Consider the following 24,628-nt stretch of genomic DNA (forward strand, 5'->3'; position numbering starts at 1 on the left):
GGATTTGTTAAATTTTTACCAATCATACGAGACCTCTCTCAATGGATCATGGAGGATCCTCCGGATGGTTTCTCCCCGGAAAATCAGGGCGCTAATTGTACTCGGAAGGCCTGGTCTTGCAGCATTACTTGTGCTGCTGGCCATTCTCGCAACCGCTTTTTCCCCTCACGTGACCATGGGGGCCTCCATTAAGGAGGGAGATGTCGCTCCGGTTTTCACCGGGCAGGACCTGAAGGGAATTTCCCGTAACCTCCAGGATCACATTGGCAAAGATGTCATCATGCTGGACTTCTGGTCCATCTACTGCGTTTCCTGCGTTCAGGAGATGCCCAAACTGGTGGAACTTCACAGGAAATACAGGGACCGGGGTTTCGTGGCCTTCGGGATCAATCTTGACTCTTTCAGCATCCGGCGCGTAAAGCGGTTTGTCGCCGGCCTCGATTACGATGTCTCCTATCCCATTATCGTGGACCGTAAGAGAGAGATCGCCGGCGCCTACAAGGTGGGGGTGCTGCCGACAACCATATTCATTGGGAAAGACGGTAAAGTCAAACTCTTCCATATCGGCTACAAACCCGGCAATGAAAATGAATTTGATGACCTGATTAAAAAACTGCTGAAATAAACAGGATGTTTCAAAAATGATGAAAATGATTCAACCGCCGGGCAGAACACACCTCTTTTCGGCAATGTTCATACTGCTTTCTCTCGCCCTTTTACTGAGCAGCGCCGCCTTCGCCTCCGACGAGACCGATAAAGTTGCTGAAAGCCGGATCCTGAAGGCAGGAACTAAAGCGCCTGATTTCGAAATCCAGACCATCGATGGAAAACCTTACCATCTTCAGGATCACATTGGTCGAAAACCCATTCTTCTCTTCTTCTGGTCGTTCTTCTGCGGCCCATGCAGGGAGGAAATGCCATCTTTCCAGAAGATCTACTCTGAACTTGGAAAGGATCGTCTGGAATTTGTCGGGGTAAACCTGGACGGGAAGGGCTTGAGTAAAGCCATCGAGAAGTTCCTGGCAAGTTCGAAAATGGAGTTCGTGCCTCTTTTCGATGAACTGGTCGGGGTAGACTACAAGGTGGCCGATCCCTATGGAATCGCCGGAACGCCAACCGTCTACATTATCGACCTGAAAGGAAATATCGCGTTTTCCGCGGTGGGCAGGGTCGAGCCTGACGAGTTGAAAGGGGTCCTGGAGGGTATATTGGCGGGAAGCTGACTCGCCTATCGCGCTTTAATTGTTTTAATCCCGGCGCTGATCCACGCTTCATCCTTGTCCTCATGACACCGGGCGCAGGCCTGGGGGACAGTCAGATTTTCCTTTATTGAAACTTCATTGATATTGAAATTATGGGAACCGGAGGGGGGATTCTGTCCATCCATGTCCGAGTCGTGGCACTCGATACAGGGCATAGCAGGACGGCTGAAATCGAACTTGTGGTCGTGGATGCTGTAGCGATCACCGTTGTCCGTCACAGTCGGCACGTGGCAATCCGCGCATTCGGCCTGGGCTTCAGTGTGCATGGAGTGTTCCTCGTAGGCTGGATAGATCTTCCGGTGGCATGTGCCGCAGTACTCGCTCCTCGACATCATTCGATGCTCTGAAACCGTTATCCCACGGTCGAATCCGCATATATCGCACGCCCGGTCTGTTGCATAGAACTTTGTCTGCCAGTACATGAACATCCTGTGACGCTCCTTGTACGACATATCACCCCAGTACCAGCCCTTGGATTTTGGTTTAGGCATAAAGAAGTCCGTATAGTAATCGGTCAGGTCGTCACCGGGTTTGAAACCCACGGGGAAGGGAAAGCTCCGGGTTTTTTTGTCCTTGCCGTCCGTGTGACATGCTTCGCAGATCATGTCCCGGTGCCGCTTGTCCAGCTTTGCCGGGTTGACAATCAGCGCAGGGTCTCCACCTGCCTCAACGTGCTTGCTGCCCGGGCCATGGCACGCTTCGCAGGTGATGGATTCCTCCGCGTAAGAACGCGTTTGCGGGTCAAATCCGACGGCGTGGCAGCCATTGCATGTAATGGGGTACGGGTTCTGCTTCCAGTTCCATATGGAATAGGGTTCCCACTTGGCCTCGGCTATGTTCCAGTACTTGGGAAGAACGTAGAATTGCCCTCCCAGGAGGGTGAGGTATTTCTGAATCCAGTGACTCCCGATGGTGAAGTAGATATCGCTCTTCTTGAAAGGGATGTCCGGACCAAAGCCTGTCGCTTCAATAGCGCTTGGGTCCTTGAAAGCGTTGCGGAGCATTCTGGCGTGGGGAGTTTTTTTCCACTGGTTATAGATCTTCTCATGGCACTCTTTGCATGCGGTGGAGGTCACGTAGTTCTCCAACCCCACCGCCCTGGAAAAAACAGGAAAAATATACTGAAAAGAAAAAAGAATAATAAACAGGCTTAACAGAACCTTACGATTCGAAATCACAACATCCCCTTATTACCATCGATTTCCTATTACCATCGATTCCCCCAACTGTTGGCAGGGTCGTAAAAAGTCCATTTCGACTTTCTATTCCGGCACCTCCTTCACAAGATCGTCGAGGACAAAGGGGACCTCGTTCTCGCCGGGAGGGTAGTCCCCGACATGGGTGTATTTCACGGTGCCGTCAACGCCAATGATGACTTTCAGGGGTATGGGCCCAGCCAGCCTGTAGATCTTGGTGGCCACCTTCAGGTCACTGTCAATGAGTACCGGGTAGGGTATTCCCTTTTCCTCGACCATTTTTCTGACCTTCGCGGCATCTCCGGTTTCCAGGGCAATGGCGAGAAGTTCGAATCCCTTGTCCTTGTATTTGTTGTAATCCTTGATCAGGGTCGGGATTTCCTTCTTGCAGATGTCGCACCACGTCGCCCAGAATTCAAGCATCACGACCTTCTTGCCGAAATACCTGGAAAGGGTGATCTCCTCCCCATCCAGGGATTTCAGGGTAAAGTCCGGGGCCTTCTGCCCGATCTTTACCTTCATGGCCGTACCTTGGGCCTCCGACACCCCTTGAAAACACAGGGTAATACCGGGAACAACCAGGAAAAACACCAGTACGACAAGAAACAATTTTCCTCTCTTCATCTCAAACCCCCTGCGCGATTCGTAACTCCTTCAGACCTCCCGACAGCAGCCTGCCGAGTTTATCTTTCATGCTCCTAGTGACCCACAATAACGGGTTTTTTCCAGCTATTGATCATATCCAGCGCCCAGTTCTCAGGGTCCGGTTTATCCGTATGGCATTTTGCGCACGCCTTCTGAATCCTGGGGTCGTAACAGTTCTGTGTATGGACCAGAAAGTAGCTGTAGGAGTGTATATTCCCCGAAAGCCCCTCGTTCAGGTCCTTACCCCGTTTGACGTGACAGTCGTTGCAGACCAGCTTTACCGTGTCGGGGTGGCGAGTGTGAAGCTGCATCTTTGCCCTGAACTCATGGCAGCTGAAGCAGAAGTCCATGGTGTCCGGATCCTTCTTTCCGTTGGTCTGCCTTCCACTTATCCCGCACACTTCGCACTTGGCCCTGGAGGAGTGCGTCATCTCGTTCTCCCACTCACCGTAAATACGGCTTATGGCCTCTTTAGCCGATTCCCCCTCCTTCATCTCCAGGGGGATGTAATAATCCGCCAGATCTTCCCCGGGCGTGTACCCGACCGGGAAAAAATACTCACCGGACTTGTCGGTCCCCCTGACATGGCAGGATGCGCAGATCATTTTCCTTCGTTCATCAGTCAATCTGGAAGGATTGACTATCTTTTCCACATCCCCCCCGCCGGCCACATGAAGCCCCCCCGGGCCATGGCATTCCTCGCAGGACACACCCTCATCCGCGATGGTCTTCTCCTTGGGATTGTAGTGTGTCGTATGGCAGCCGGCGCAGTATTTGGAGTAGGGCTTCCTCTTCCAGGACCAGACGGAGTAGGGGCGCCACTCCTTTGACTGAACGGCCCAGAGCCGGGGAAGAACATAGTACTCCTCCCCGATCTTTTTCATGTACCTCTGATCCCAATGGGACCCGATGGTGTATTCCACTTCATCCCTGGTGAACGGCAGGTCCTCCAGGCTGAAATCCGCAAGGATGGCGGATGGGTTAGCCTTGACGTCCTGGACCACCGTGCTGTGAAACGTTTCCTTCCAGCCCGCGTACTTATCCTCATGACACCGGGCACAGGCTTTAGAACCCAGGTAGCGGTTTCCGCCGGGGGCATCGCGGGAGATCGTCATCCCTACATAAGTTCCGCTGATCCGATTCCCGGCCGCGCCGGCGAAAGGCGCGGTTCCGAGCAGCAGACCCAGGAAGGCTATGGCAACCAGTCTCCACCGGGACGGGTGGATATGGCGGAGGTCTTTTCTTATTGAAGGTTTTTTCACAGCACCCCCCAGGCCAAAAGAAAGGGGAAACTACTTCAATAGTTCCCCTAATATCCCCCTGACTTCGGCCGAATCGGAATCGCTGAAACCTATTTTATAATATTGGACGATCCCTTTCCTGTCAACGATAACGGTTACAGGAATGAACCAACTTGTGAAAATCCTCGTTATCTCCAGCTCCGGATCCACCAGGAGAGTATAGGAAATGGACATCTGTTTTAGCTGCAACCCCCCGCGTATCTCCTCACCATCATGCTGCTCGGTGTTAACGGCCCAGACAACAAGGCCCAGATCACGGAAATCATGGTAGATACCCTCCAGGGCTTTCATCTCATCAAGGCAGGAACCGCAGTTAACGCCCCACAGATCTATGAGGAGAACCTTGCCCCGCATGTCTGTGGAAGAAACATTTTGTCCATCGACGGTAACCCCTGAAAAATCCTTCAAAGGCTTGCCCACAGGGTCCTCGCCGATGACGAGCTCCGCCATCTCCTTCCTCTTCTGCTCACTCGGATCGGCGTTGAGAATACCCGCCGCGGCCATCTGAAGGGAAATCATCAGAAGCAGAAGGGTAGCTATGAGCACCCAAGGTCGATATTTACAGGGTCTGGGGTCTTTAAACATAGCGACGTTGCTCCCCGAGCCGAAGCAGTCTCGGTATGCGGGATTGCCGCATCGTCACGCTGTCGGCATGACTCCTCGCAATGACATCGCTCAAAACGGTCTTCTCTGGACTCTGGACTGCCTCACTCCGTTGGACCCTAAGTTCCAGATACTTCGGCACTTCGATACCCCCATACGCCCCTACGCCCTTACGCCCTTACTGCCAAACACGTCCCGTCAGGGACAGCACTGCGAAGCCGGCAAACCTGCGTTACAAAAAAATGCGGGCGCCGGCCCGCATCATTTTTCCCGGCTTATTCGGCCAGAAGCTTCTCGATCAGCGTAACATACTCCCCTTCGATCTCCGGGGTGTACCCCTCGTGGCGGAACCGAACGGTTCCGTCCCTGGCAATAATGATCGACAGGGGCGCGGCCATCATCTGGAAGACGTCGACCACCTTGAACTCGGGGTCAACAATCACGGGGTAGGTGAATTTCGCCGAAAGCTGAGGCATGAACCTCTTAAGGGTTTTACCGTCGACACCATCCGTATTGACGCCCAGGATTACCAGACCTTTGCTTCCATACTTGTTATTCAGACGCTCAAGAAAGGGTATTTCCTCGATGCAGTTCTGACAGCGAAGCCCCCAGAAATTTACTAGGACCACCGATTTTCCAAGGTAGCCGGCAAGGCTCGTATTGCCTCCGTCGATATCCGTAAAGGTTACGGATGGGGCCTTGGGAAAGCCGGATTCCTTTACGTCGCCCCTGGAACCCACGCACCCGGCTGCAACGATAAATAAGCCCAACAGCCCAATGAAACCCGCACTTCCGACGCTCAGCCGATACCTTCCCATCATCCCCCCTTACCGAGATTGATAGAGTCGTAAAAAGTCCATTCGCGGCTTTTTACTCCGCGCCCTCCCCGGGCGCCTTGATGACTTTTTACGAAGTCATCAAGATTCATCAGCTTGTGAAATATTTTCCGGCAACGGTCCTTTTTAAGCTAAACGAACTGTAAGTGTCAATAAAATCATGGAATGCCGGCAGAGTTTCGCGGAGTGAAACAAAGTCAAAAGCTAATTCACCATTGCCTATTGCCCACTTCCACACCTCGATACTTCCATACCCCCACACAGGGGCCTCCCCTTTACTTGGACTCTGAAACCATGTAATTTGAGGTCCCTATGGACCTGAGCATCATCATTCCCGCATATAACGAGGAACAGAACCTCCCGGGTCTCATTGCAACAATCCGTGAGGTGATGTCCGACAGGGCCGGGACATACGAGATCATCGTTGTCGACGATGCCTCCACCGACGATACGGCCGAATTCGCGGAAAAGGCCGGTGCGAAGGTTGTTTCCCACTCCTACAACATCGGCAACGGCGCCGCAGTGAAAACGGGGATACGGCAGGCCACGGGGGAGAAGATAGTTCTCATGGACGGTGACGGTCAGCACCGACCCGAGGTAATACCACAGCTGCTGAAGGAACTGGACGATTACGATCTTGTAGTCGCCGCCAGGTCGACCGGAAGTCACGCGGGCACCCACCGGCTCGCGGCCAATACCATCTACAACTGGATGGCATCCTACGTAACGAAGTTCAAGATACTCGACCTGACCTCGGGGTTCAGGGCAACAAGGAGAAAAACCGCCCAGCGCTACCTGTATCTCCTTCCCAACACGTTCTCCTACCCGACGACCATGACCATGTCCTACCTGCGGTCAGGGCTCAGATTGAAATATGTCCCCATCGACGCGCCGCCCAGAGGAAAGGGGTCCAGGAGCAAAATCCGGCTTTTCGCCGATGGGACCCGCTTTTTCCTTATCATCACCAAAATAGCGACCTTATACTCCCCTTTCAGGGTCTTCCTGCCCTTGAGCGCGGCCCTGTTTTTTACGGGAGCGGGATATTACCTCTACACCTTCCTGACAGCACATCGGTTTTCCAACATGTCCATGCTGCTGTTCTCCTCCTCCCTGATCATCTTCATGCTGGGCCTGGTTTCGGAACAGATCAGCCAGCTGAGGATGGACAGAACGGAGAGAGAATTTCAGTGAATATCAGAAAAAAGTTCATAAAAACCAACATTAAACTTTATCAGGTCCTTGTAGTCATGATCATCGTTCTCGCCTCATGGGGCATGAGGGTTGCTTACATTTACAACACAAAGGTGGACAACCCGGTTCGGGCTGACGCCAGGGACTATGTTTCCACAGGGTATAACCTTGCCAGGCATCACATATATAGCAGCGTGGTCATGAAAGCAGTACCTCCGGTTCCAGACAAGAAAAGGCCTCCCGGATATCCATTTTTTCTTGCAGCTATTTTTGCAATGACGCGTAATTTTCCTAACTTTTTTAATACCGTTCTTAACACGCAGTGTATTTTGGACACACTGACAGTCCTTGGAACCTTTCTCATCGCATGCAGGTTTCTTCCCTTCTGGGCCGCTATTGCCGCGGCAATTCTAACAGGCATCAGTCCCCATTTAATCGTCATGACCGGCTATTTACTGAGCGAAACCCTTTATTCATTTCTACTGCTTTTCGGGATTCTATTTTCCACTCTGGCAGTAAAAAAGCAGAAACCTCTTTTTTATCTCGTATCAGGAATACTGTTTGCCGCGGCGACACTTACCCGATCGGCACTCGTTCTCTTTCCACTCGTCGTAGCATTTTGCATGTTTTTCATTGCATCGGGCATACGGAAAAGAAACCTTAAGTTGGTCTCCATCTTCCTTGTGGGTTTCCTGATATTATTGCTACCTTGGTCCCTCAGAAACATGCGCCTGAAAATCCCTGAAAACAGGAAATTCAATCCGGCTCTCACCAGCTTCATTCATGGTTCTTATCCGAACTTTACCTATAAGACTGCCCGGTATTATGGTTATCCATATAGAGAAGATCCCCAGATTTCTTTCATGATGAAAAATTGGAAAAATACATTCGGGGTATTGAAAACCCGGTTTGTCAAGGCCCCATGGTCGTATCTTAAATGGTACCTGGGAGGTAAAATCCTCGCCCTGTGGCAATGGGATAACCGGGCCGGGGGAACAGGAGATATTTACGTCTACCCTTTTGTCAAAAGCGGTTTTAGGGATGTGGCAATTCTTCGCTTGGACAGAATCATTGCAAAAATATCCTACCTACCGTCACTCCTCCTGGGGCTGCTAGGAATGGTATTATTCGCCATCGGCAGAAAATGGAAAGACCCTGAATATTTCGGGCTGATGGTCTGCCTTGCCCTTCTTCTCTATTTTGCCGGTATTCACACGATACTCGCACCCTTCCCCAGGTATTCTGTACCGCTTCGACCCTACCTTTTCATCCTGGGTATGTTCGCACTATCCGACATTTGGGAAAGGTGGAAACATTGGAACTCCAGCCCATCGACTGAACGGGTATCAAACAACGAGAACCTATCCTGAATGTCTGAATCATTCATAAATGCTTTTTACCCACAGTTCATAGTTCTCCCTATGCTGGCGGGCAATGGTGTCCAGAATAAGGCCAACTGAAAAGAACAAAAACGAAAGGCTCACCAGAGCTGAAGCGAGGATGGCCGTCGGAAACCTGGGAACGAGCCCCGAATGAAAATACTCGACAATAACAGGCACTCCAGAAACCGCTCCTGCAAGGAAAAACAGAACTGCAATTCCACTGAAGAACATCAACGGTCTGTAATCCTTGAATATGTGGAAAGTAGTCCTTATAATCAGCAAACCGTCTGCAAAGGTATCTAATTTTGACACACTGCCATCCGGTCTTTCACCATAGTCGACCGGCACTTCCTGGACGATGAATCCCTTGTCCAGGGCGTGGATTGTCATCTCCGTCTCAACCTCAAATCCCATGCTGATCACCGGGGTCGTCTTTACGAATAGCCTTCCAAACGCCCTGTACCCGGACAGGGCATCCGTTAGTTTCGAACGGAACAGCAGGTTTATCAGGCGGACGACAACATTGTTTCCAAAAAGGTGGAACTTGCGGAACGATCGGCCGGTGAAACGGGAAAGCCGGGTTCCGATAACCATGTCAGCCTCTCCATTCAAAACCGGCTTGATGAGTTCTCTCACTGAGGACGCAGGATAGGTATCATCGCCATCCACCATGATGTAAATATCGGCCTCAATTTCCCTGAACATTGAGCGAACGACATTCCCCTTTCCCTGGCGAGGTTCCTTATGTACGATGGCTCCGGCGGCCTCCGCGGCCTTGGCGGTCCCGTCAGTGGAATTGTTGTCATAAACATAGATTAATGCTTTGGGAAGCTCTCGACGAAAATCTTCCACAACCTTCCGAACCGTATTCTCCTCGTTAAAACATGGGATGAGAACCGCAATAACCCTGTCTTCCATATCTCCACCCTTGTTTGCCCAAGATTGTGCTATCTCGCTTTTTCCCTGTAAATTGCGTCACACCAATATTTTCGCCAACGTGTTTTTACCCAAGTTAATTTACATTAGACAGAACAAAAATATGCAGGAGGTAAAGTTAGCCAGTTTCGTAAAAAATATAAAGGAAAAAAGGGAACACATAACTGTCCGAATGTCCCCATAATCGTGATTGATTCTTGAATGAACGATTATGGAGACACTTTACCCTCTTGACACGAACCACCAGCCCTGTTATTAACGAGTAACAATATTACTCATTAATAACTCGGAGGAGCGCTGGAAATGCTTTCGGGCGTCATAACATCCAAAACCAAGATAAACATCCTGGTCAAGCTCTTCCTCAACCCGGCCATGAAGGCATATCTGCGAGAACTGGCCTCCGAATTCAAAGTCTCCACCAATTCGGTGCGGACCGAACTGAACAACCTTACGAAGAACGGGGTCCTGGTTTCAAAGAAGGAGGGGAGAAACGTCTATTACCGGGCAAACACGGAACACCCCCTCTTCCCGGAGCTGTCCTCCATGGTGAGGAAGATAACAGGGATCGATGAACTCGCCCATTCCGTGATCGATCGGTTGGGGAACCTCGAAACAGCCTACCTCACAGGAGATTACGCGGAGGGCAAGGACACTGGAATTATCGACGTCATTCTCATCGGTAGTATAGACAGAGAAAAGCTCGATGACGTCATCGTAAAGACCGAGCGCTACATCGGCAGAAAAATACGTCCCCTGATTCTGGATAAAAAAGAGTTTGATTTACTACTCGAAAAAGGAAGCCTCGGTCCTGTCATGAAACTGTGGGATAAAAAAACTCACAAAAAGCTTGGAAATTGGAAATATGGAACGGAAACATAATAATATAAACACCGTTAACTCTCGATTCGCAGGTTGCATTTCTCTGGACACCGGACTCCCCCGGCCTGAGCCCGACGAAGGCTGGGCTCTGGACTGAATTCATGTGCGGAATATGCGGAACAGCGGGATTCGGCGATCCCGACATGATACGGAATATGGCCCATGCCATGATCCACAGGGGTCCGGACGAGGAGGGCTTTTTCGAGAGCAATGATCCTCCGCTGTTTCTGGCCAATCGGCGATTGAGCATCATCGACGTCGAGGGGGGCAAACAACCGGTTTTTTCGGAGGACTGGAAAATCACCGCCGTCCAGAACGGCGAGATCTATAACTTCCTGGATCTGCGGAAGGAGTTGGAAGGGAGAGGCCACAATTTCCGCAGCCGGACCGACAGCGAGGTCATCCCGCATCTTTACGAGGAATACGGTGAGGAATTCCCCCGCCATCTGGACGGGATGTTCGCAATAGCCCTGTGGGATTCGGCTTCGAGAAAACTGCTCCTTATTCGGGACCAGATGGGCATCAAGCCTTTATACGTCTGGGAAGACCGCCAGTGTCTCGCTTTCGCGTCCGAGGTCAAGGCCCTGCTGAAGACAGGGCGGTTCGATGCCGAACGGGAGCTGGACTCCCTCCACTTCCTCCTCAATATCCGCTTCATTCCGGGAGAGAAAACCCTGTTTAAAGGCGTAAGGAAGCTTCTCCCTGCCACGACCCTCGTGTGGCAGAGGGGCAAGGTCAGGGAGAAAAAATACTGGGAACTATCCCCCGGGCCGGACCGGAGGATAAGGACCCCCGCAGATTGCGTCGAGGAAACCCGCCGCCTCCTCAGGGCCGCCGTAAGCAAACAGCTCGTCAGCGACGTTCCCCTCGGACTTTACCTCTCGGGGGGGATAGACTCTTCCTCACTGGTGGCCATGGCTGCCAGCACATCCCCGGAGATGGTGAAGACATACTCACTTGGTTTCGGGGAACCCACGGATGAGCTTTCCGACTCAAGGCTGGTCGCGGAGACCTTCGACACCGACCATCACGAGACGACCATCTCTTTCGACGCCCTGTCCGTTTTCCCCAAGGTAACATGGCACGTGGAGGAACCGAAGGAAAACGCCATCCAGCTCTATCTCCTGTCCAGGTACGCTTCCCGGCATGTCAAGGTCGCCCTTTCCGGCCTGGGGGGAGACGAGCTTTTCGGGGGCTACCGGATCTTCGACTACCTCAGGCCCATGGTGCTCCCGGAGCGGTTGGCGGGACGAAGGCTGAATTCGGCCCTTCTCTGGCCCATGAGGAATCTCCTGAACCTTATTGTCGGTAATCTCGGCTCCATGAAGTACGATTTCGCGAAAAGGGGGCTGGATTTCGTGCTGTCCGCCGGTGTGTCCGAACGCGGCTACCTGATCCTGAGGAATATGTGGGAACATGACAACAGGCTATTTAAAGCCGTCTACACACCGGAGGCGAGAAAACAGATTGAAAGGGGCGTCGAATCTTTCTTCACCCCTTATTTTAAAAGCAACGGTCTGGATTCCCGTGAGGACGTCCTCCGTGCCGAGTTCCGATTCAAGATGGTGGATGACTTCCTTCTTAACGAGGACAGGACATCCATGGCCAACTCCCTGGAAGTGCGGGTTCCATTCCTGGACAAGGACCTTGTGGAGTTTGCCTTCTCCATCCCCGCATCGGTAAAATTCGCAGGGGGGCTCAAAACCGTCCTGAAGGAGGCCATGGCGGACATCCTGCCGGAGAAAACCCTGGTCAAGCCCAAGTGGGGATTCACCTTTGATTCCTACTACCAGTTCCAGAAGGATCTACGTGAATTGGCCGGGAGGGAATTGACCGGGAACTTCATCCGAGACCAGGGGATCTTCAACTACAGTTTCATCCGGGGAATTCTGGAACACCCGCCTCACCGGTGGATGAGATGGCATTACTTCCTGCTCTGGCTGATCCTGGGCACCAAAGTGTGGGAGGACCTGTTCGTCCGTGGAAAGAAGCCGGAAGATTGCTATGACTAACACCACCGACATCCTTTGCGTCTGCGAAAGGGCCCTTGATTGGGCCAGGGAACAGAATTACACAGGCTGGGAGAAGCACGACGCGCTCAACAGCCCCATGCTCAGGGTCCTTTCCCTCGGGCGAAAGTGGCCCCGCATCTTCCTCACTCAAGGGATCATGCGGGCGCCCGTGAACATACGGCCGCTCCTGGGGGTAAGGAAACACAGGAACCCCAAGGGCGCCGCCCTTTTCGCCCGGGCCTACCTGAACCTTTACAGGCTGACGGGAAACGAACGCTACCGTGACGAGGCGAAGCTCATCCTCCAATGGCTTCTTGACAACCCGGCCAAGGGTTTCACCGGCCTGTCCTGGGGCTATCCCTACCCATGGCAGGACCTGGGGTTCTATGCTCCCCCCGGCTTTCCCAACAGAATCGTCACCTATTTTGTCGGCAGAGCCCTGATCCACGCATGGGAAGTGCTGGATGACCGGAAATACCTCGACGCCGCCCAGCGAGCGGTGGAATTCGTCCTCAAAGAGCCAAAAATTCTGTACGAGGACGACTCCATGAAATGCCTGAGCTACGTCCCCTCTCCCGATATCTCCATGGCGGTGATGGACGTCCCCGCCCTGTGCGGGGCCCTTTGCGCCATGGTCGGGAAGCACACCGGACGGCAGGACCTGGGGGACGAGGCATTCAGGCTCATAAACTGGGTGGCGGACAAGCAGTCGGACTATGGGGCATGGTTCTACACTGATCCGCCGGACGACAGTCATATTACCCACGACAACTACCACACGGGAGAGATCGTGGACTCGATCCTGGAATATGAACAGTACTCCGGGGACACCGGTTTCCAGGACACTTACCAAACCGGTCTGGGATATTATCGTGAAAACCTGTTCACTTCCGAAGCCCGTCCGAAATGGATGAACGATAGAGAATACCCCCACGACATTCACGGCTACTCCCAGGGGATCATCACCTTTACCATGGCCGGTGACCTGGTTTTCGCAGGCAGGGTTGCCAATGCCGCTATTGAGGATATGTGGAACGAAAGGGATGGCCGCTTTTACTACCAGAAACGGCGCAATCAAACTCTGAACTACACCCCCATGCGCTGGGCCCAGGGTTGGATGAGTTATGCCCTGAGTTCCCTCGCCCTGGCACAGACAGAGAGGAGGGCAGCGCCATGATCGGGCGTGAACAGCGCTTCCACCCATCTTATTCGGCGCTGGAAAAGGCCTACATATCTCTTCTCGGGGTTCCGGTGGTGGGACTCAGGATACGCGCCCGTAACATCATGAACCTTCTTCCCCCTGACTTGAATCCGACAAGCGTGTTGGATGCGGGAAGCGGGCCGGGAGTCATAACCTTCCTCCTGGCTAAAAAGTACCCGGAAGCAAAGATACTTGGGATAGACACGGTTCCCGGGGAGATCGAGGCGTGCCGGAAGATAGCCGGCGCCGCGGTCATGCAGAACACAGATTTCGAGGTTGCCGACATCCAGAACTTTTCTTATGAGAACAGGTTTGATCTTGTGGTGTGCGTCGATATCCTGGAACATATCGAGGACGACGCACATGCCCTTAAAAAACTCCATGGCGCCCTTAATCCAGGGGGGGTGCTTCTGCTCCATGTTCCCTCGAAATACAGGAGATATCCGGTTTTCCGAAGAAGCCTGAACCTGGATGTTCCTACACATGTCCGCCGTGGTTATCAACTTGATGCTATCTCGAGGATGGCCCGAGAGACCGATTTTGAGGTGTTGGACTATGGATACACCTACGGATTCCTTGAGACACTGGCAAACAACATCAGCTATGTAATCACAAAGGCGCGGAAAAAGAATAAAGAAATCTATGCGATTGCGTTTCCCTTGTTGAACCTTATCAGCTGGCTCGGCAGATACTCCAGGCCTCAAGATCTTGGGGCGGGCATCTTTATGATCTGCAAAAAAAGATCAAGCTACTACAACATAACCAAGGAGATCGAAGATGTCTGATCAGCTAAAAGACAAAATTTACAATTTGATCCTGCCGGCCCCATTACTGATCAGTGCCAAACGGATAGGTTTGATCAAACTATTCAAAATGCTGTTTGAAATCGGGCTCAGCTATATATCCGTTGTATGGTATTTACTTTGGAGAAGGGGCCCCATGGCGGCCTGGAAATTCGTCAGCGTCAAACTTTTCACTCCCGTGGGACCGGGTGGAGCGGGCATCTGGTGGTTTTTCACCGGGTGGTTCATCCGCCGTTTCCCCCAACTTTACGGTATGCCCAAGCAACTCGAACTGGAGATAACGACAACATGTGCGAAAAAATGCATTCATTGCGAACATACCTACTGGTCCAAGGAATCCCAATCGATCAAGCAAATGTCCTATGATGAAGTGATCAGCATACTCGAGCAGTTCCCGGGATTGCGGTGGGCAAGTCTGGTGGGCGAAGGCAGTTCTTTTGAGCACAAGGAAATGAAGCGTTTCATCAGGTACCTCCGAGACCATAATATCATGTCCTATATTCCCGATCATATGTGTGATTATGACGATGAACTGATCGAGTATATCGTTGACAACGACATGGAAGGGATCGTTCTGTCCTTCGATGGCGCCAGCAAAGAGACCTACGAAGCAATTAAGGTTGGCTGTAAGCATGAGCGGACCATCGAAAACCTGAAAAAGATGGTCGAGATGAAAAAACGCAAAGGTTCTCCTTTCCCCGAGATCATGTTCGTCTACATCGCCATGAAGAACAACGTCCACGAGATCCCCGATTTCGTCGATCTGGTCGGAAGTATCGGCAACCGGGAGGAGTTCGGGGCCGGTTCGAGAATCGGCATCATCCGCCTTCTCGCCTTCAAGCAGATCCTTCACCTGCAGATGGAGGACATTCCCCGGGATATCATTGATGAAGCCTACAGAAGAGCGGATAAACATGGAATACTGGTTAATTTCACCGGTACCAATGTCCGTGAGGAGCTACCCGATCCTTCCTGCTGCATGGCCTGGATGGAGCCATATATCATGATGGACGGTTACGTCTCCCAGTGCTGCGCCGTGTTCATTTCCAACAACAGAGATTTCATCCGTGATCATTCCCACGGAAACGTCCTGAAAGAAAAGTTCCGGGATATCTGGTACAGCAATTCCTATAAGACCCTCAGATACACCATCAACAAACCGGACAGGCCTATCCCGATGCAGTGTGCCGGCTGCCGGATCTTCAACACCCTGCCGAGGGAGAAAAAGTTCGGGATCATCGACACCCGGACGGACAAAGTCATGACGCTCAGGGAGTTTTGCGACGGCCACATGGGTGAGAACATGAAGTGGCGATACGAAGATGTGGATATGGATTAAGGAAACACGGTCGGCAAGAGGAGGTACAGTCCCATGGAACAGAAGATAAAGGCGCTTATCCTGGCTGGAGGAAGAGGGAAGAGGCTCAACGAGAGATCTTCGGATCTCAACAAGTGCATGCTGCCCATGAACGGACGGCCCCTTATTTCCTACAGTCTGAACAACGCCGTCCGGGCAGGTGTAAGTGAAATCGTCATCGTGGTAGGCTACCGTGCCGAAGATATCATCAACGAGTTCGGCAATGAATATAACGGCACCCGTATCCGATACGCCATTCAACATGAGCGCAAAGGTCTCGTCCACGCTATCGAAACTGCGCGGGAGGCCATCGATGGGCACGATTTCATGACCTTCCTTGGAGACGAGGTCATGGTGGGCCCTCGACACTCGGAGATGATCAGGTACTTCGGAACGGAAGGGTGTTTTGTGACCTGCGGGGTTATCCATGCAAAGGACACATCGGAGATATCCAGGACCTACGCCGTCATCCAGGATGACGGCGACACCGTGTTCCGACTCATAGAAAAGCCCAGGCGGCCCTTAAACAGCACCCAGGGAACCGGTAACTGTATCTTTCGCAACGCCATCTTCGACTATATAGAAGAGACCCCCATCAGCCAGAAACGCGGCGAAAAGGAACTGGTGGATATGATCCAGTGCGCCATCGACGACGGACAGACGGTCAAGACATTCAACATCGGATCGGAGTACTTCAACATCAACATCGAGGAAGATATCGAGAGGTTCGAAAAGCTTCTCCGGGATGCTGGAAGGAGAGAATCATGAAAGTTCTTGTGACAGGAGGGTGCGGCTTCATCGGATCCCATGTGTGCGAGTTTTACAGAAACATGGAATGGGATGTGGTTTCTTACGACAGCATGACCAAGTTCGAACTTAGCAAAACCGGTTACGACCTCGATCTGGTCAGGAACTTCAACTGGGATTACCTGGAAAAGATCGGGGTCAAGAGGGTCAAAAAGGACATACGGGACCTCGACGACCTCCTGGCAGAGGCGGACGGCTGCGATTTCATTGTTCATACGGCAGCCCAACCGGCCATGACCCTGTCCATGGAAGAGCCATGGCTGGACCTCACGACGAACCTGATCGGCACCTACAACGTCCTGGAAACAGCACGGCAGATCAAGGTCCCTGTGGTGAACTGCAGCTCCATCCATGTCTACGGAACGGGCATCAACGAAACCATAAGGGAAGAGGAAACACGATACATCCGGACTCCCGCCGGGATCGCGGAGGATCATGAACTCATGACGGGGAATATCACCCCCTTGCACGCCTCCAAGATGGCGGCGGAACACTATGTCAGGATGTTCACCGACACTTTCGGGGTCAGAGCCGCGACATTTCGCCTGACGGGTCTTTACGGAACCAGGCAGTTCGGCGGCGAAGACCACGGGTGGGTGGCCAACTTCACAATCAAAGCCGCCATCGGACGACCCGTGACGGTCTTTAACACAGGCAAGCAGCTTCGCGACATCCTGTTCGCCCCGGATGTCTGCCACGCTTTTCATTCCTTTTACGAAAACCCCGTGCCCGGGACGTACAACATCGGCGGCGGCGAGAAGACCATGATTTCCCTTATCGAGTGCATCGAGTACCTTGGGGAACTTGCCGGCGGGCCTGTCGAGGTCCACTTCGGAGGGGAGCGTTTCGGCGACCTTTACTACTTCGTATGCAACTCTTCCAAGGCCAAAAAAACCCTCGGGTGGGAGGCGCAGACGGAACCGAGGGACGGGATCAAGGCTCTTTACGACTGGGCGGTGGAAAACCGGCGGGTTTTCGGAGCCTGATACAAAAGGCGCTTCATGCACATCACCCACGTCTTCCCCAAATTCAAGGAGGTTCACGGCGGAGCCGAGCCGGTGATCTTCAACCTGCTCCGGTGCCTTGGCGATCAGGGGATCAAGAACACCCTCGTCACCGGCGGTTTTCCGGACTCCCTGGGAGAGCAGCTGGACTATAGGGTGGAGTTGGTAACCCCTCCACGCGCCCTCACTCCCTCTTTTAAAAACGTGCTCCTTGCCGCCTTTGCCAACCTGACCTCTACAGCGATCCTTCCCTTTTTCTTTCCCAGACAGACTGATGTCGTGTGTTTTCACACCGAAACGGTGGTTCCGGCTCTCGCCCTTTACAAGGTCCTGCGGCGGCGGCAGCCGGCCATCTACTTTTGCTACCAGCCGCCGCGCTTCGCCTACGACACCGGCGCAGAAACCTCCCGGTCGGGGGGACTGGTGGGGCGCCTGGTACCCCTGTTCGCGGCCGTTTACCGACCCTTCGACAGGGCCGCAGTGAAAAAGACCCACTCGGTCTTCACCTTTTCCACCGGCTACGGCAAATGGATCGAGAGAATCTACGGAATCGAGGGGGTGAAAGTGATACCACCAGGCATCCAGCGGCCGGAAAAGGTTCCTCCCCTGCCTCCTGCCATCGCTAAAGCACTTGAGGGAAAAGGGCCGGTCCTCTGTTTTACCGGAAAGTTGACCCCTTGGAAGAACGTGGACAGGCTCATCAACATCACCGGACTCCTCCGAAGAAAGTTTCCGGATATCGCGTGCCTTGTCGTAGGAAACGGCCCCTCCCTGGGCGCACTGAAGGAACAGGTTGCAAGGATGGACCTTTCAGACAATATCCTGTTCCCGGGCTACGTCGGGCCTGGAGAAGTGTTTTCCTATTATGATGTGGCCGACCTTTTCGTTATTCTCGAACAGAACATCTCCTTCGGTCTGTGCCTTGTAGAGGCCAACTCCAGCGGAGTACCCGCTATGGCGTTCAAAGCCGGAGGTCCACTTGACATCATCGAGGACGGGAAAAACGGCTTCCTCATCCCTCCGGATGAAAACGACCAGGAGATCGCCAAAAGGATCGGAAATATCCTGAAATCCTCGGAGACTTTGAGCGGCATGAAGAAACACTCTCTTGAAATTGCCGCCCGGTTCACCTGGGAACGGTTCGCGACCCGTTTCGTGAATCTCGCTGAATCCATTTCCCATGGTAAGGTTTGAAAACAGCATCATGATCAAGGTCATCCTCAACTCCCCGTGCAACTACTACACCTCGGTGGAGATCCTGGAAACTTTCGAATTCATCCGGACCACACCGCTCAACAAGGTCCAGGTGTTCCTGCCCGTCCCCTACCCTGGCACAAAACTATGGCACTATGCCATCGAGAGGGGTATGATCCCTCCTTCAGACCGTCCGTTACGGATGCCCGGAATGATCCGGCGGCGGGAAAGCCTACACAGATGAACCGTCGATGGGTCCAGATCGTCGGCTTTGTGATTATCTGCGGAGCGACCCTGCTCTACATCCTGTTATTCAGGGACCAGACCCAACTCCTGAAAAATGTCAGGATCAGCCGCCTGTGGCTCCTGTTGACAGCCTCCTTTGTCATGGTGGTTACAACGGGGCTTACCAACGCCCTTCTCGTCAAGATCCTCGGTGTGCGGCTTACCACCTTCGAGTACTCCAGCCTGTCTTTTCTCACCACCTTTGCCAACTATTTCGGCCCGTTAAGGGCCGGGGCCGCAGTCCGAGCCACATACCTCAGGATGGTCAAGGGACTCCCCATCTCTGCCTACGCCGGCGTCATGGTAGCGAACTCCCTGATCCTGTTCTTCGTCTCGGGGATCACGGGGCTTAGTCTGCTTCTGGCGGGCTATTACTACTACGGGTTGATATCCCCGGAACTGGTTCTGGCCTGTCTGATCTTTACCGGATTTGCCGTCGCCGCCAAAATCGTGCGTTTACCATCCTTCAAGCGAGAGGGGCGAATTTACAACATGTTCCGGCTCGCCGCGACAGGACTCGACACCATCAGATCCCAGCACCTGGGCCTCACGGAAGTCATTTTATCTATCCTCCTTCAGTACATTGTCGCCGCATTTGTCATTTACGCCGCTTACCACGCGATGGGAATCAGTATCCCTTTACTGCCGGCCTTTATCATCGGCGTTTTCAACGCCATGTCCGGTTACCTTTCCATCACACCCAACAACCTTGGACTCCAGGAGGCCGCTATCGGGTACCTTGGCATGATAACCGGGCTCGGCCTTAACGAAAGTCTCCTGGCTGCAGCGCTCATACGGGGAGGGCAGGTGGCGGTTGTGTTTCTGCTCACTCCGGCCTGCTGGTTCTGGCTTCTAAGACCGGCGGGGATAAACATCATGGGCAAAGCCCCGGATCCCCATGGAGATCCGTCGTGAAAGTTCTGCTCGATATCCTCCACCCCGCCCACGTCCATTTTTTCCGGAACGCTATCAGCGAACTGGAATCGGGCGGCCATGAGGTCATCGTTACCGCCCGTGACAAGGATCTTACCCTGCGGCTGCTGGACCTTTACAGGATCACCTATAACTGCATCAGCAGCGAGGCCGGCACAAAGACCGGCCTTGCAAAGGAACTTATCTCCAGGAACTGGAAAATGGCGAGGATCATCCGCAGGGGAAAACCGGACGTAATAGCCAGCATCGGCGGGATTTCCACTGCCCAGGCTGGGTTCCTCACCAGGACACGAAACTACATCTTTTACGATACGGAGAACGCGACATTATCCAATCTTATCTCCTATCCATTCGCCACAGAGGTTGTAACCCCCGAATGCTACCAAGGAAAGGTCAGGGGTCACCACACAACCTATCCCGGCTACCATGAACTTGCCTATCTGCATCCCGACCGGTTCAAAGCGAACCCGGCCATTCTCCTTGAACACGGCGTGAACCCAGGTGAACCCTATTCGGTCGTTCGCTTCGTATCCTGGAAAGCCCTTCACGATGTGAAGGCGAAAGGGTTCTCGGTCGAAGAAAAAGTGCGCCTGACCAGGGTTCTGGAAAAGTATGGCAAGGTCTATATCACAAGCGAATCGCCCCTGCCGGAGGAGTTCGATCGCTTCAGACTTCCCATACCGCCTCACCAGGTTCACCACCTTCTGGCCTTCGCCAGGCTTTTCATCGGTGAGAGCGCGACCATGGCATCCGAAAGCTGTATCCTAGGGACACCATTCATCTATCTGGACAAGGTGGGCCGGGGGTATACCAACGAACAGGATAACCGTTACGGGCTGGGTTTCAATTTCCGCCCGTGGGAAGCGCCGGATGCTATTTCAAAGGCGGAGGAGGTGTTGTCAGGCAACATGAAAAATAATCCCAGGCTCTATAAAGCGGTTGCCCGAATGCTGGATGAGAAAATTGACGTCACAAAATTCATCGTGGGTAAGCTCCTTGGAGAAAATTCGGCCCGCGAGTGATTGACGGTAAACGTATTGAAAAACAAGGATAAAAAGGTTACCTTGACCCACTGGAAACCCAGGAGAAAACCCACGTGTTGAAGCCTGTGATTCAGCCTTCTCGAGTCCCCGGGAAACGACACAGGAAGGGATGCGAAACCACTACTTATGAATAAGCTCGCTAAGACCATCCAGTCCGGTTTCAACCGAAAACCAGTCTTTTTTTCCCTCCTCCTGATAACCGCGTCGCTGATGATATTCTACTCCAACAGCTTCAACGCCGATTGGCATTACGATGACTTTCACCACATCAGGGAGAACATCAACATCCGCAAAATCTCCAATATCCCGGTTTTCTTCAAAGACCCATCGACATTCAGCCGGAACCCACAGACCAACATGTATCGCCCTCTTTTAATGACCACCCATGCCATCGACTACCAGCTGGGCCTTCTGACTTCCCGCAACGGGTATGATGTGGTCTGGTACCATGTCACCAACTTCCTGTTCCACGTTCTGGCATCCTTCGCCTTATTCTTCATTGTCCTGTTTCTATTCAGGAAGAGAATTCCTCTGACGGGGGCCAATCCCATTCTGATCGCGACCTTTGCCGCACTCCTTTTCGGCCTGCACACCATTAACACCGAGACTGTCGTTTACGTATCATCCCGCTCCTCGGGGATGTCGGCCATGTTCGTTTTTTGGGCCTTCTATCTGTATCTTACGGGTACTGAGGAGGGGACGGCAAAAACATGGCCTCTTGTTTTTTCCGGGATTCTTTACACCTGTGGGCTTATGTCCAAAGAGATAGCGATAACCCTGCCGGCCATGCTCATCTATTACGAATTCCTGCTCAACAATGAATGGATGAAAGGAGAGCGATTTTCCAGGATCATCGCATCACTTACAACTCGAATGATGCCCTATGGCATCGGGGCGTTTCTCTACCTGACCGCCCGCCACCTCACCAAGGGGGAAAATCTCCTCAAAGTGCTCACATCCAAAGGGGGTACGGCTGCCGCCCCCAACCTGTCGTCCCAGCTCGCCACCCAGTCCCGGGTTTGGATCTACTACATCCGGGAGTGGCTCTGGCCTACTTCGCTGAGCATAGACAAGCCTTTTACGGTCAGTCGGCATTTCTCCGATCCCAAGGTCATCATCTCCCTGATTATCCTGGCGGCGATTCTCGCCGCCGTGGTTGCGGTGAGGAAGAAATATCCCCTCGTCACCTTCGGGACCCTCTGGTTCTTCACCGCCCTCCTCCCCACCTCTGTATTCCGCCTCAACGTTGTGATGAACGATCACAGGCTCTACCTCCCCGGGCTCGGGGCAACCCTGGTTTTCACCTACGTGGCCGCAAGGCTTTTCGTCCGGTTCAGGACCGACAACCGTGCCCTTTTCAAGGCGTTTACGGCTATCTGCGTCGCTACCCTCCTCTTCATGGGCATCGGGACATTCAAACGGAACATGGCCTTTGCCACCGAGGAAACCATGTGGAAGGATGTGATCCTGAAGGACAGGAAATCCGTCCGCGGGTACAACAACCTGGGTATCTATTACGAACAGCACAAGGATCTCGACAAGGCGCTGAAATTCTATAACAAGACCATCCAGCTTGCCCCCATGTTCCCCAACCCCTATATCAACATCGGGAACGTGTACGACAAGAAAAAGGATTTTGAGAGGGCTGAAAGATTCATGAAGCGGGCTATTCAGCTCAACCCCAAATCAGCCCTGGCAACCTATAACCTGGGCAACATCCTCCGGGAGGCCGGAAAAACGGGAGAAGCCATATTCGCCTACAGGCACGCGCTGAAACTCAACCCACGCTATATCGAAGCAGCCAACAACATGGCCAATATCTACTTCAAGGAAAGGAAGTATAAGGAAGCCATTTATTTCTACGGGAAGGCACTCGCCATCGATCCGACTTTCGCCATGGCGTATTACAATACAGGACTTGCCCAGGAGAACCTGGGGCAAAAAAGAGAAGCCATCAAGAGCTATGAAAAATTCATGCGATACTGGCTGGGTGATCAAAGATACATACGCATCTCCAGGAAAAGGATATCAAATCTCCAGAGAAGACAATAAAATCCCACTGATGAAACGCGGCTCGGTCAAGACCTCATCTCATTATCCATTCATGGCCATCCTCGCCATTGTCATTATCGTGTCGGCCGTTTATTCCAACAGTTTTACCGGAAGCTGGCATTACGACGATTTTCACCATATAAAACAGAACTTGAGCGTCCGAAAAATATCAAACCTGCCTCTGTTTTTTTATGATCCATCTACATTCAGCGGGGACCCATCAGCCAGGATGTATCGGCCTCTGCTAATGGCATCGTACGCGGTCAATTATCAGTTAGCGCAAATAATTTCCGGGGACGGTTACGCCGTATCCGAATATCACATCCTTAACTTTCTGTTTCATCTCCTGGCGACCATGGGAGTCTTCCTGATTGTCTTTTTTCTTCTTCAAAGGAATACGACCATCAATCCACTTCCGGCAGCGATATTCAGTGGACTCCTGTTTGGCCTCCACCCGGTGAATGCCGAGACGGTGGTATACATCTCCGCCCGATCCTCAGGCCTGGCCACGATGTTCGCTTTCTTCGCTTTCTACATATATGCCCGGGAGACGGCACGTACTCCCGTCCGATTTACACCGCTGGTCATGTCGGCTTTTCTCTATCTTTGCGGTCTTATGACCAAAGAGATCGTTATAGTTCTTCCCGTGTTGATTCTCTACTACGAATTGCTCCTTAACCGGGCCTGGATGAAGGCGCAGCCCCCACTGGAGGTTATCAAGATCCTCATGGGCCGGCTTCTTCCCTTCCTGCTGGCCAGTGGGAGCTACCTGTGGATTCGTCATATCGTGCTGGGCGAAAATCTATACGCTACTTTGACATCCAGGGGCGGTTCTGCCGCCGCGCCCGATTTCACCTCGCAGTTGGCAACACAGGCGAAAGTCTGGGTTATCTATATTCGTGAGATTCTCTGGCCCACTTCTTTGAGCATAGACAAGTCCTTGACAGTGAGCCGGCATTTTTCCGACCCCACGGTCATCCTTTCCCTGATTATCCTATCGGTAATTATCGCGGTTGCGATTGGGATACGAAAGAAACATCCCTTGGTCACCTTTGGAACCCTCTGGTTCTTCACCGCCCTTCTCCCCACATCCCTTTTCCGTCTCAACGTCGCGATGAACGATCATCGACTCTACCTCGGAAGCCTGGGAGCGGTGCTGGTTGCCACCCAGGTTCCAAGTTTTCTGTTTAGAAAAAACAGGTCAGAAAATGGTGCCATAATCAAGGTTTTTTACGCTATTTGCCTGGCAATTCTCATACTCCTGGGAACGAACACGTTCCATCGGAACATGGTGTTCGCCACGGATGAAACGTTGTGGAAAGATGTATTGAAAAACAACCCGGATTCACTCAGGGCAAACCAGGCATTGGGCTACTTCTATTGGCAGGATTGGCGATTGCGAGAAAGCTACATCTTCTTTAAAAAGGCGCTTGCGTTGGGACCTGAGAAACCGGAAACCCATATAAATATGGCAGCAGTCCTCAAGGATTTGGGCAAAACACAGGCAGCCTTGGAGGAGTTGAAAACGGCCGTACGCCTCTCCCCCAATGACCCCGATGTCCACTTCAACCTTGCCAGGCTTTATCGTTTCATGGGGGACAGGGGTGCAGCGCTGACAGAATACCGGCAAACCCTCCTGTTGAACCCCAGACACAGTCTGGCGATGTCGGAACTCAGAAAACTGTCAGGAACCGGTATCCCCTGAA

Annotated in this window: 23 protein-coding genes; 17 read left to right on the top strand and 6 right to left on the bottom strand. The window is 52.6% G+C overall.

Annotated features, from left to right (window positions below):
• The first annotated feature begins 64 nt into the window (after positions 1 to 64).
• Together GXP52_01835 and GXP52_01840 are read left to right on the top strand one after the other, a co-directional pair.
• Positions 65 to 625, top strand: coding sequence for a TlpA family protein disulfide reductase (locus GXP52_01835; GenBank protein NOY86027.1), 561 nt, complete (start codon positions 65 to 67; stop codon positions 623 to 625).
• A 16-nt stretch (positions 626 to 641) separates the two neighbouring features.
• Positions 642 to 1,223, top strand: a complete 582-nt coding sequence (locus GXP52_01840; GenBank protein ID NOY86028.1) for a TlpA family protein disulfide reductase — start codon at positions 642 to 644, stop codon at positions 1,221 to 1,223.
• Between the two features lie 5 nt (positions 1,224 to 1,228).
• Here GXP52_01840 and GXP52_01845 read toward each other — a convergent pair whose 3' ends face one another.
• From GXP52_01845 to GXP52_01865, 5 genes are all read right to left on the bottom strand, one after another.
• Positions 1,229 to 2,440: a hypothetical protein gene (locus GXP52_01845; protein NOY86029.1), complete on the bottom strand. Its 1,212-nt coding sequence runs from the start codon at positions 2,438 to 2,440 to the stop codon at positions 1,229 to 1,231.
• 84 nt (positions 2,441 to 2,524) lie between these two features.
• Positions 2,525 to 3,082: a TlpA family protein disulfide reductase gene (locus GXP52_01850; GenBank protein ID NOY86030.1), complete on the bottom strand. Its 558-nt coding sequence runs from the start codon at positions 3,080 to 3,082 to the stop codon at positions 2,525 to 2,527.
• A 74-nt stretch (positions 3,083 to 3,156) separates the two neighbouring features.
• Positions 3,157 to 4,365 (bottom strand): hypothetical protein, encoded by a 1,209-nt coding sequence (locus GXP52_01855; protein ID NOY86031.1) that lies wholly within the window; start codon positions 4,363 to 4,365, stop codon positions 3,157 to 3,159.
• Positions 4,366 to 4,395: 30 nt separating this feature from the next.
• Entirely contained in the window at positions 4,396 to 4,989 is a 594-nt protein-coding gene (locus tag GXP52_01860) for a TlpA family protein disulfide reductase (GenBank protein NOY86032.1), read from the bottom strand.
• A 293-nt stretch (positions 4,990 to 5,282) separates the two neighbouring features.
• A complete protein-coding gene (locus GXP52_01865) occupies positions 5,283 to 5,828 on the bottom strand; it encodes a TlpA family protein disulfide reductase (GenBank protein ID NOY86033.1) in 546 nt (181 codons plus the stop codon).
• A 327-nt stretch (positions 5,829 to 6,155) separates the two neighbouring features.
• Here GXP52_01865 and GXP52_01870 point away from each other — a divergent pair, with 327 nt between their 5' ends.
• Both GXP52_01870 and GXP52_01875 read left to right on the top strand, forming a co-directional pair.
• Positions 6,156 to 7,034 (top strand): glycosyltransferase family 2 protein, encoded by an 879-nt coding sequence (locus GXP52_01870; GenBank protein NOY86034.1) that lies wholly within the window; start codon positions 6,156 to 6,158, stop codon positions 7,032 to 7,034.
• A complete protein-coding gene (locus tag GXP52_01875) occupies positions 7,031 to 8,404 on the top strand; it encodes a glycosyltransferase family 39 protein (GenBank protein ID NOY86035.1) in 1,374 nt (457 codons plus the stop codon). Before GXP52_01870 ends, GXP52_01875 begins: the two co-directional genes overlap by 4 nt.
• Before the next feature lie 9 nt (positions 8,405 to 8,413).
• Here GXP52_01875 and GXP52_01880 read toward each other — a convergent pair whose 3' ends face one another.
• Positions 8,414 to 9,334 carry a glycosyltransferase gene (locus tag GXP52_01880; GenBank protein NOY86036.1) on the bottom strand — a complete coding sequence of 307 codons (921 nt, stop codon included), beginning with the start codon at positions 9,332 to 9,334 and terminating at the stop codon, positions 8,414 to 8,416.
• Positions 9,335 to 9,655: 321 nt separating this feature from the next.
• Here GXP52_01880 and GXP52_01885 point away from each other — a divergent pair, with 321 nt between their 5' ends.
• The 13 genes from GXP52_01885 (at position 9,656) to GXP52_01945 (ending at position 24,627) form a co-directional block, all read left to right on the top strand.
• The gene (locus tag GXP52_01885; GenBank protein ID NOY86037.1) at positions 9,656 to 10,231 is read left to right on the top strand and encodes a winged helix-turn-helix transcriptional regulator; all 576 of its coding nucleotides are present in this window, start codon (positions 9,656 to 9,658) and stop codon (positions 10,229 to 10,231) included.
• Between the two features lie 101 nt (positions 10,232 to 10,332).
• Entirely contained in the window at positions 10,333 to 12,243 is a 1,911-nt protein-coding gene (gene asnB / locus GXP52_01890; GenBank protein ID NOY86038.1) for an asparagine synthase (glutamine-hydrolyzing), read from the top strand.
• The gene (locus GXP52_01895; protein NOY86039.1) at positions 12,236 to 13,420 is read left to right on the top strand and encodes a hypothetical protein; all 1,185 of its coding nucleotides are present in this window, start codon (positions 12,236 to 12,238) and stop codon (positions 13,418 to 13,420) included. The genes asnB and GXP52_01895 overlap by 8 nt, the downstream gene beginning before the upstream one ends.
• Positions 13,417 to 14,229 (top strand): class I SAM-dependent methyltransferase, encoded by an 813-nt coding sequence (locus tag GXP52_01900; GenBank protein ID NOY86040.1) that lies wholly within the window; start codon positions 13,417 to 13,419, stop codon positions 14,227 to 14,229. Before GXP52_01895 ends, GXP52_01900 begins: the two co-directional genes overlap by 4 nt.
• Before the next feature lie 154 nt (positions 14,230 to 14,383).
• On the top strand, positions 14,384 to 15,586 hold the full coding sequence (locus tag GXP52_01905; protein NOY86041.1) for a hypothetical protein: 1,203 nt from the start codon (positions 14,384 to 14,386) through the stop codon (positions 15,584 to 15,586).
• A gap of 45 nt (positions 15,587 to 15,631) precedes the next feature.
• Positions 15,632 to 16,372 carry an NTP transferase domain-containing protein gene (locus GXP52_01910; protein ID NOY86042.1) on the top strand — a complete coding sequence of 247 codons (741 nt, stop codon included), beginning with the start codon at positions 15,632 to 15,634 and terminating at the stop codon, positions 16,370 to 16,372.
• The gene (locus tag GXP52_01915) at positions 16,369 to 17,397 is read left to right on the top strand and encodes an NAD-dependent epimerase/dehydratase family protein (GenBank protein NOY86043.1); all 1,029 of its coding nucleotides are present in this window, start codon (positions 16,369 to 16,371) and stop codon (positions 17,395 to 17,397) included. The genes GXP52_01910 and GXP52_01915 overlap by 4 nt, the downstream gene beginning before the upstream one ends.
• A 15-nt stretch (positions 17,398 to 17,412) precedes the next feature.
• On the top strand, positions 17,413 to 18,609 hold the full coding sequence (locus GXP52_01920; GenBank protein NOY86044.1) for a glycosyltransferase family 4 protein: 1,197 nt from the start codon (positions 17,413 to 17,415) through the stop codon (positions 18,607 to 18,609).
• Positions 18,596 to 18,853, top strand: a complete 258-nt coding sequence (locus tag GXP52_01925; GenBank protein NOY86045.1) for a hypothetical protein — start codon at positions 18,596 to 18,598, stop codon at positions 18,851 to 18,853. Before GXP52_01920 ends, GXP52_01925 begins: the two co-directional genes overlap by 14 nt.
• Positions 18,850 to 19,809, top strand: a complete 960-nt coding sequence (locus GXP52_01930; GenBank protein ID NOY86046.1) for a flippase-like domain-containing protein — start codon at positions 18,850 to 18,852, stop codon at positions 19,807 to 19,809. The genes GXP52_01925 and GXP52_01930 overlap by 4 nt, the downstream gene beginning before the upstream one ends.
• Positions 19,806 to 20,849 carry a DUF354 domain-containing protein gene (locus tag GXP52_01935; protein NOY86047.1) on the top strand — a complete coding sequence of 348 codons (1,044 nt, stop codon included), beginning with the start codon at positions 19,806 to 19,808 and terminating at the stop codon, positions 20,847 to 20,849. The genes GXP52_01930 and GXP52_01935 overlap by 4 nt, the downstream gene beginning before the upstream one ends.
• A gap of 147 nt (positions 20,850 to 20,996) precedes the next feature.
• Positions 20,997 to 22,922: a tetratricopeptide repeat protein gene (locus GXP52_01940; protein NOY86048.1), complete on the top strand. Its 1,926-nt coding sequence runs from the start codon at positions 20,997 to 20,999 to the stop codon at positions 22,920 to 22,922.
• Positions 22,923 to 22,932: 10 nt separating this feature from the next.
• Positions 22,933 to 24,627, top strand: coding sequence for a tetratricopeptide repeat protein (locus tag GXP52_01945; GenBank protein ID NOY86049.1), 1,695 nt, complete (start codon positions 22,933 to 22,935; stop codon positions 24,625 to 24,627).
• The last annotated feature ends 1 nt before the right edge of the window (position 24,628 follow it).

The sequence above is a fragment of the Deltaproteobacteria bacterium genome (assembly GCA_013151915.1).
Classification (GTDB): Bacteria; BMS3Abin14; BMS3Abin14; order BMS3Abin14; family BMS3Abin14; genus BMS3ABIN14.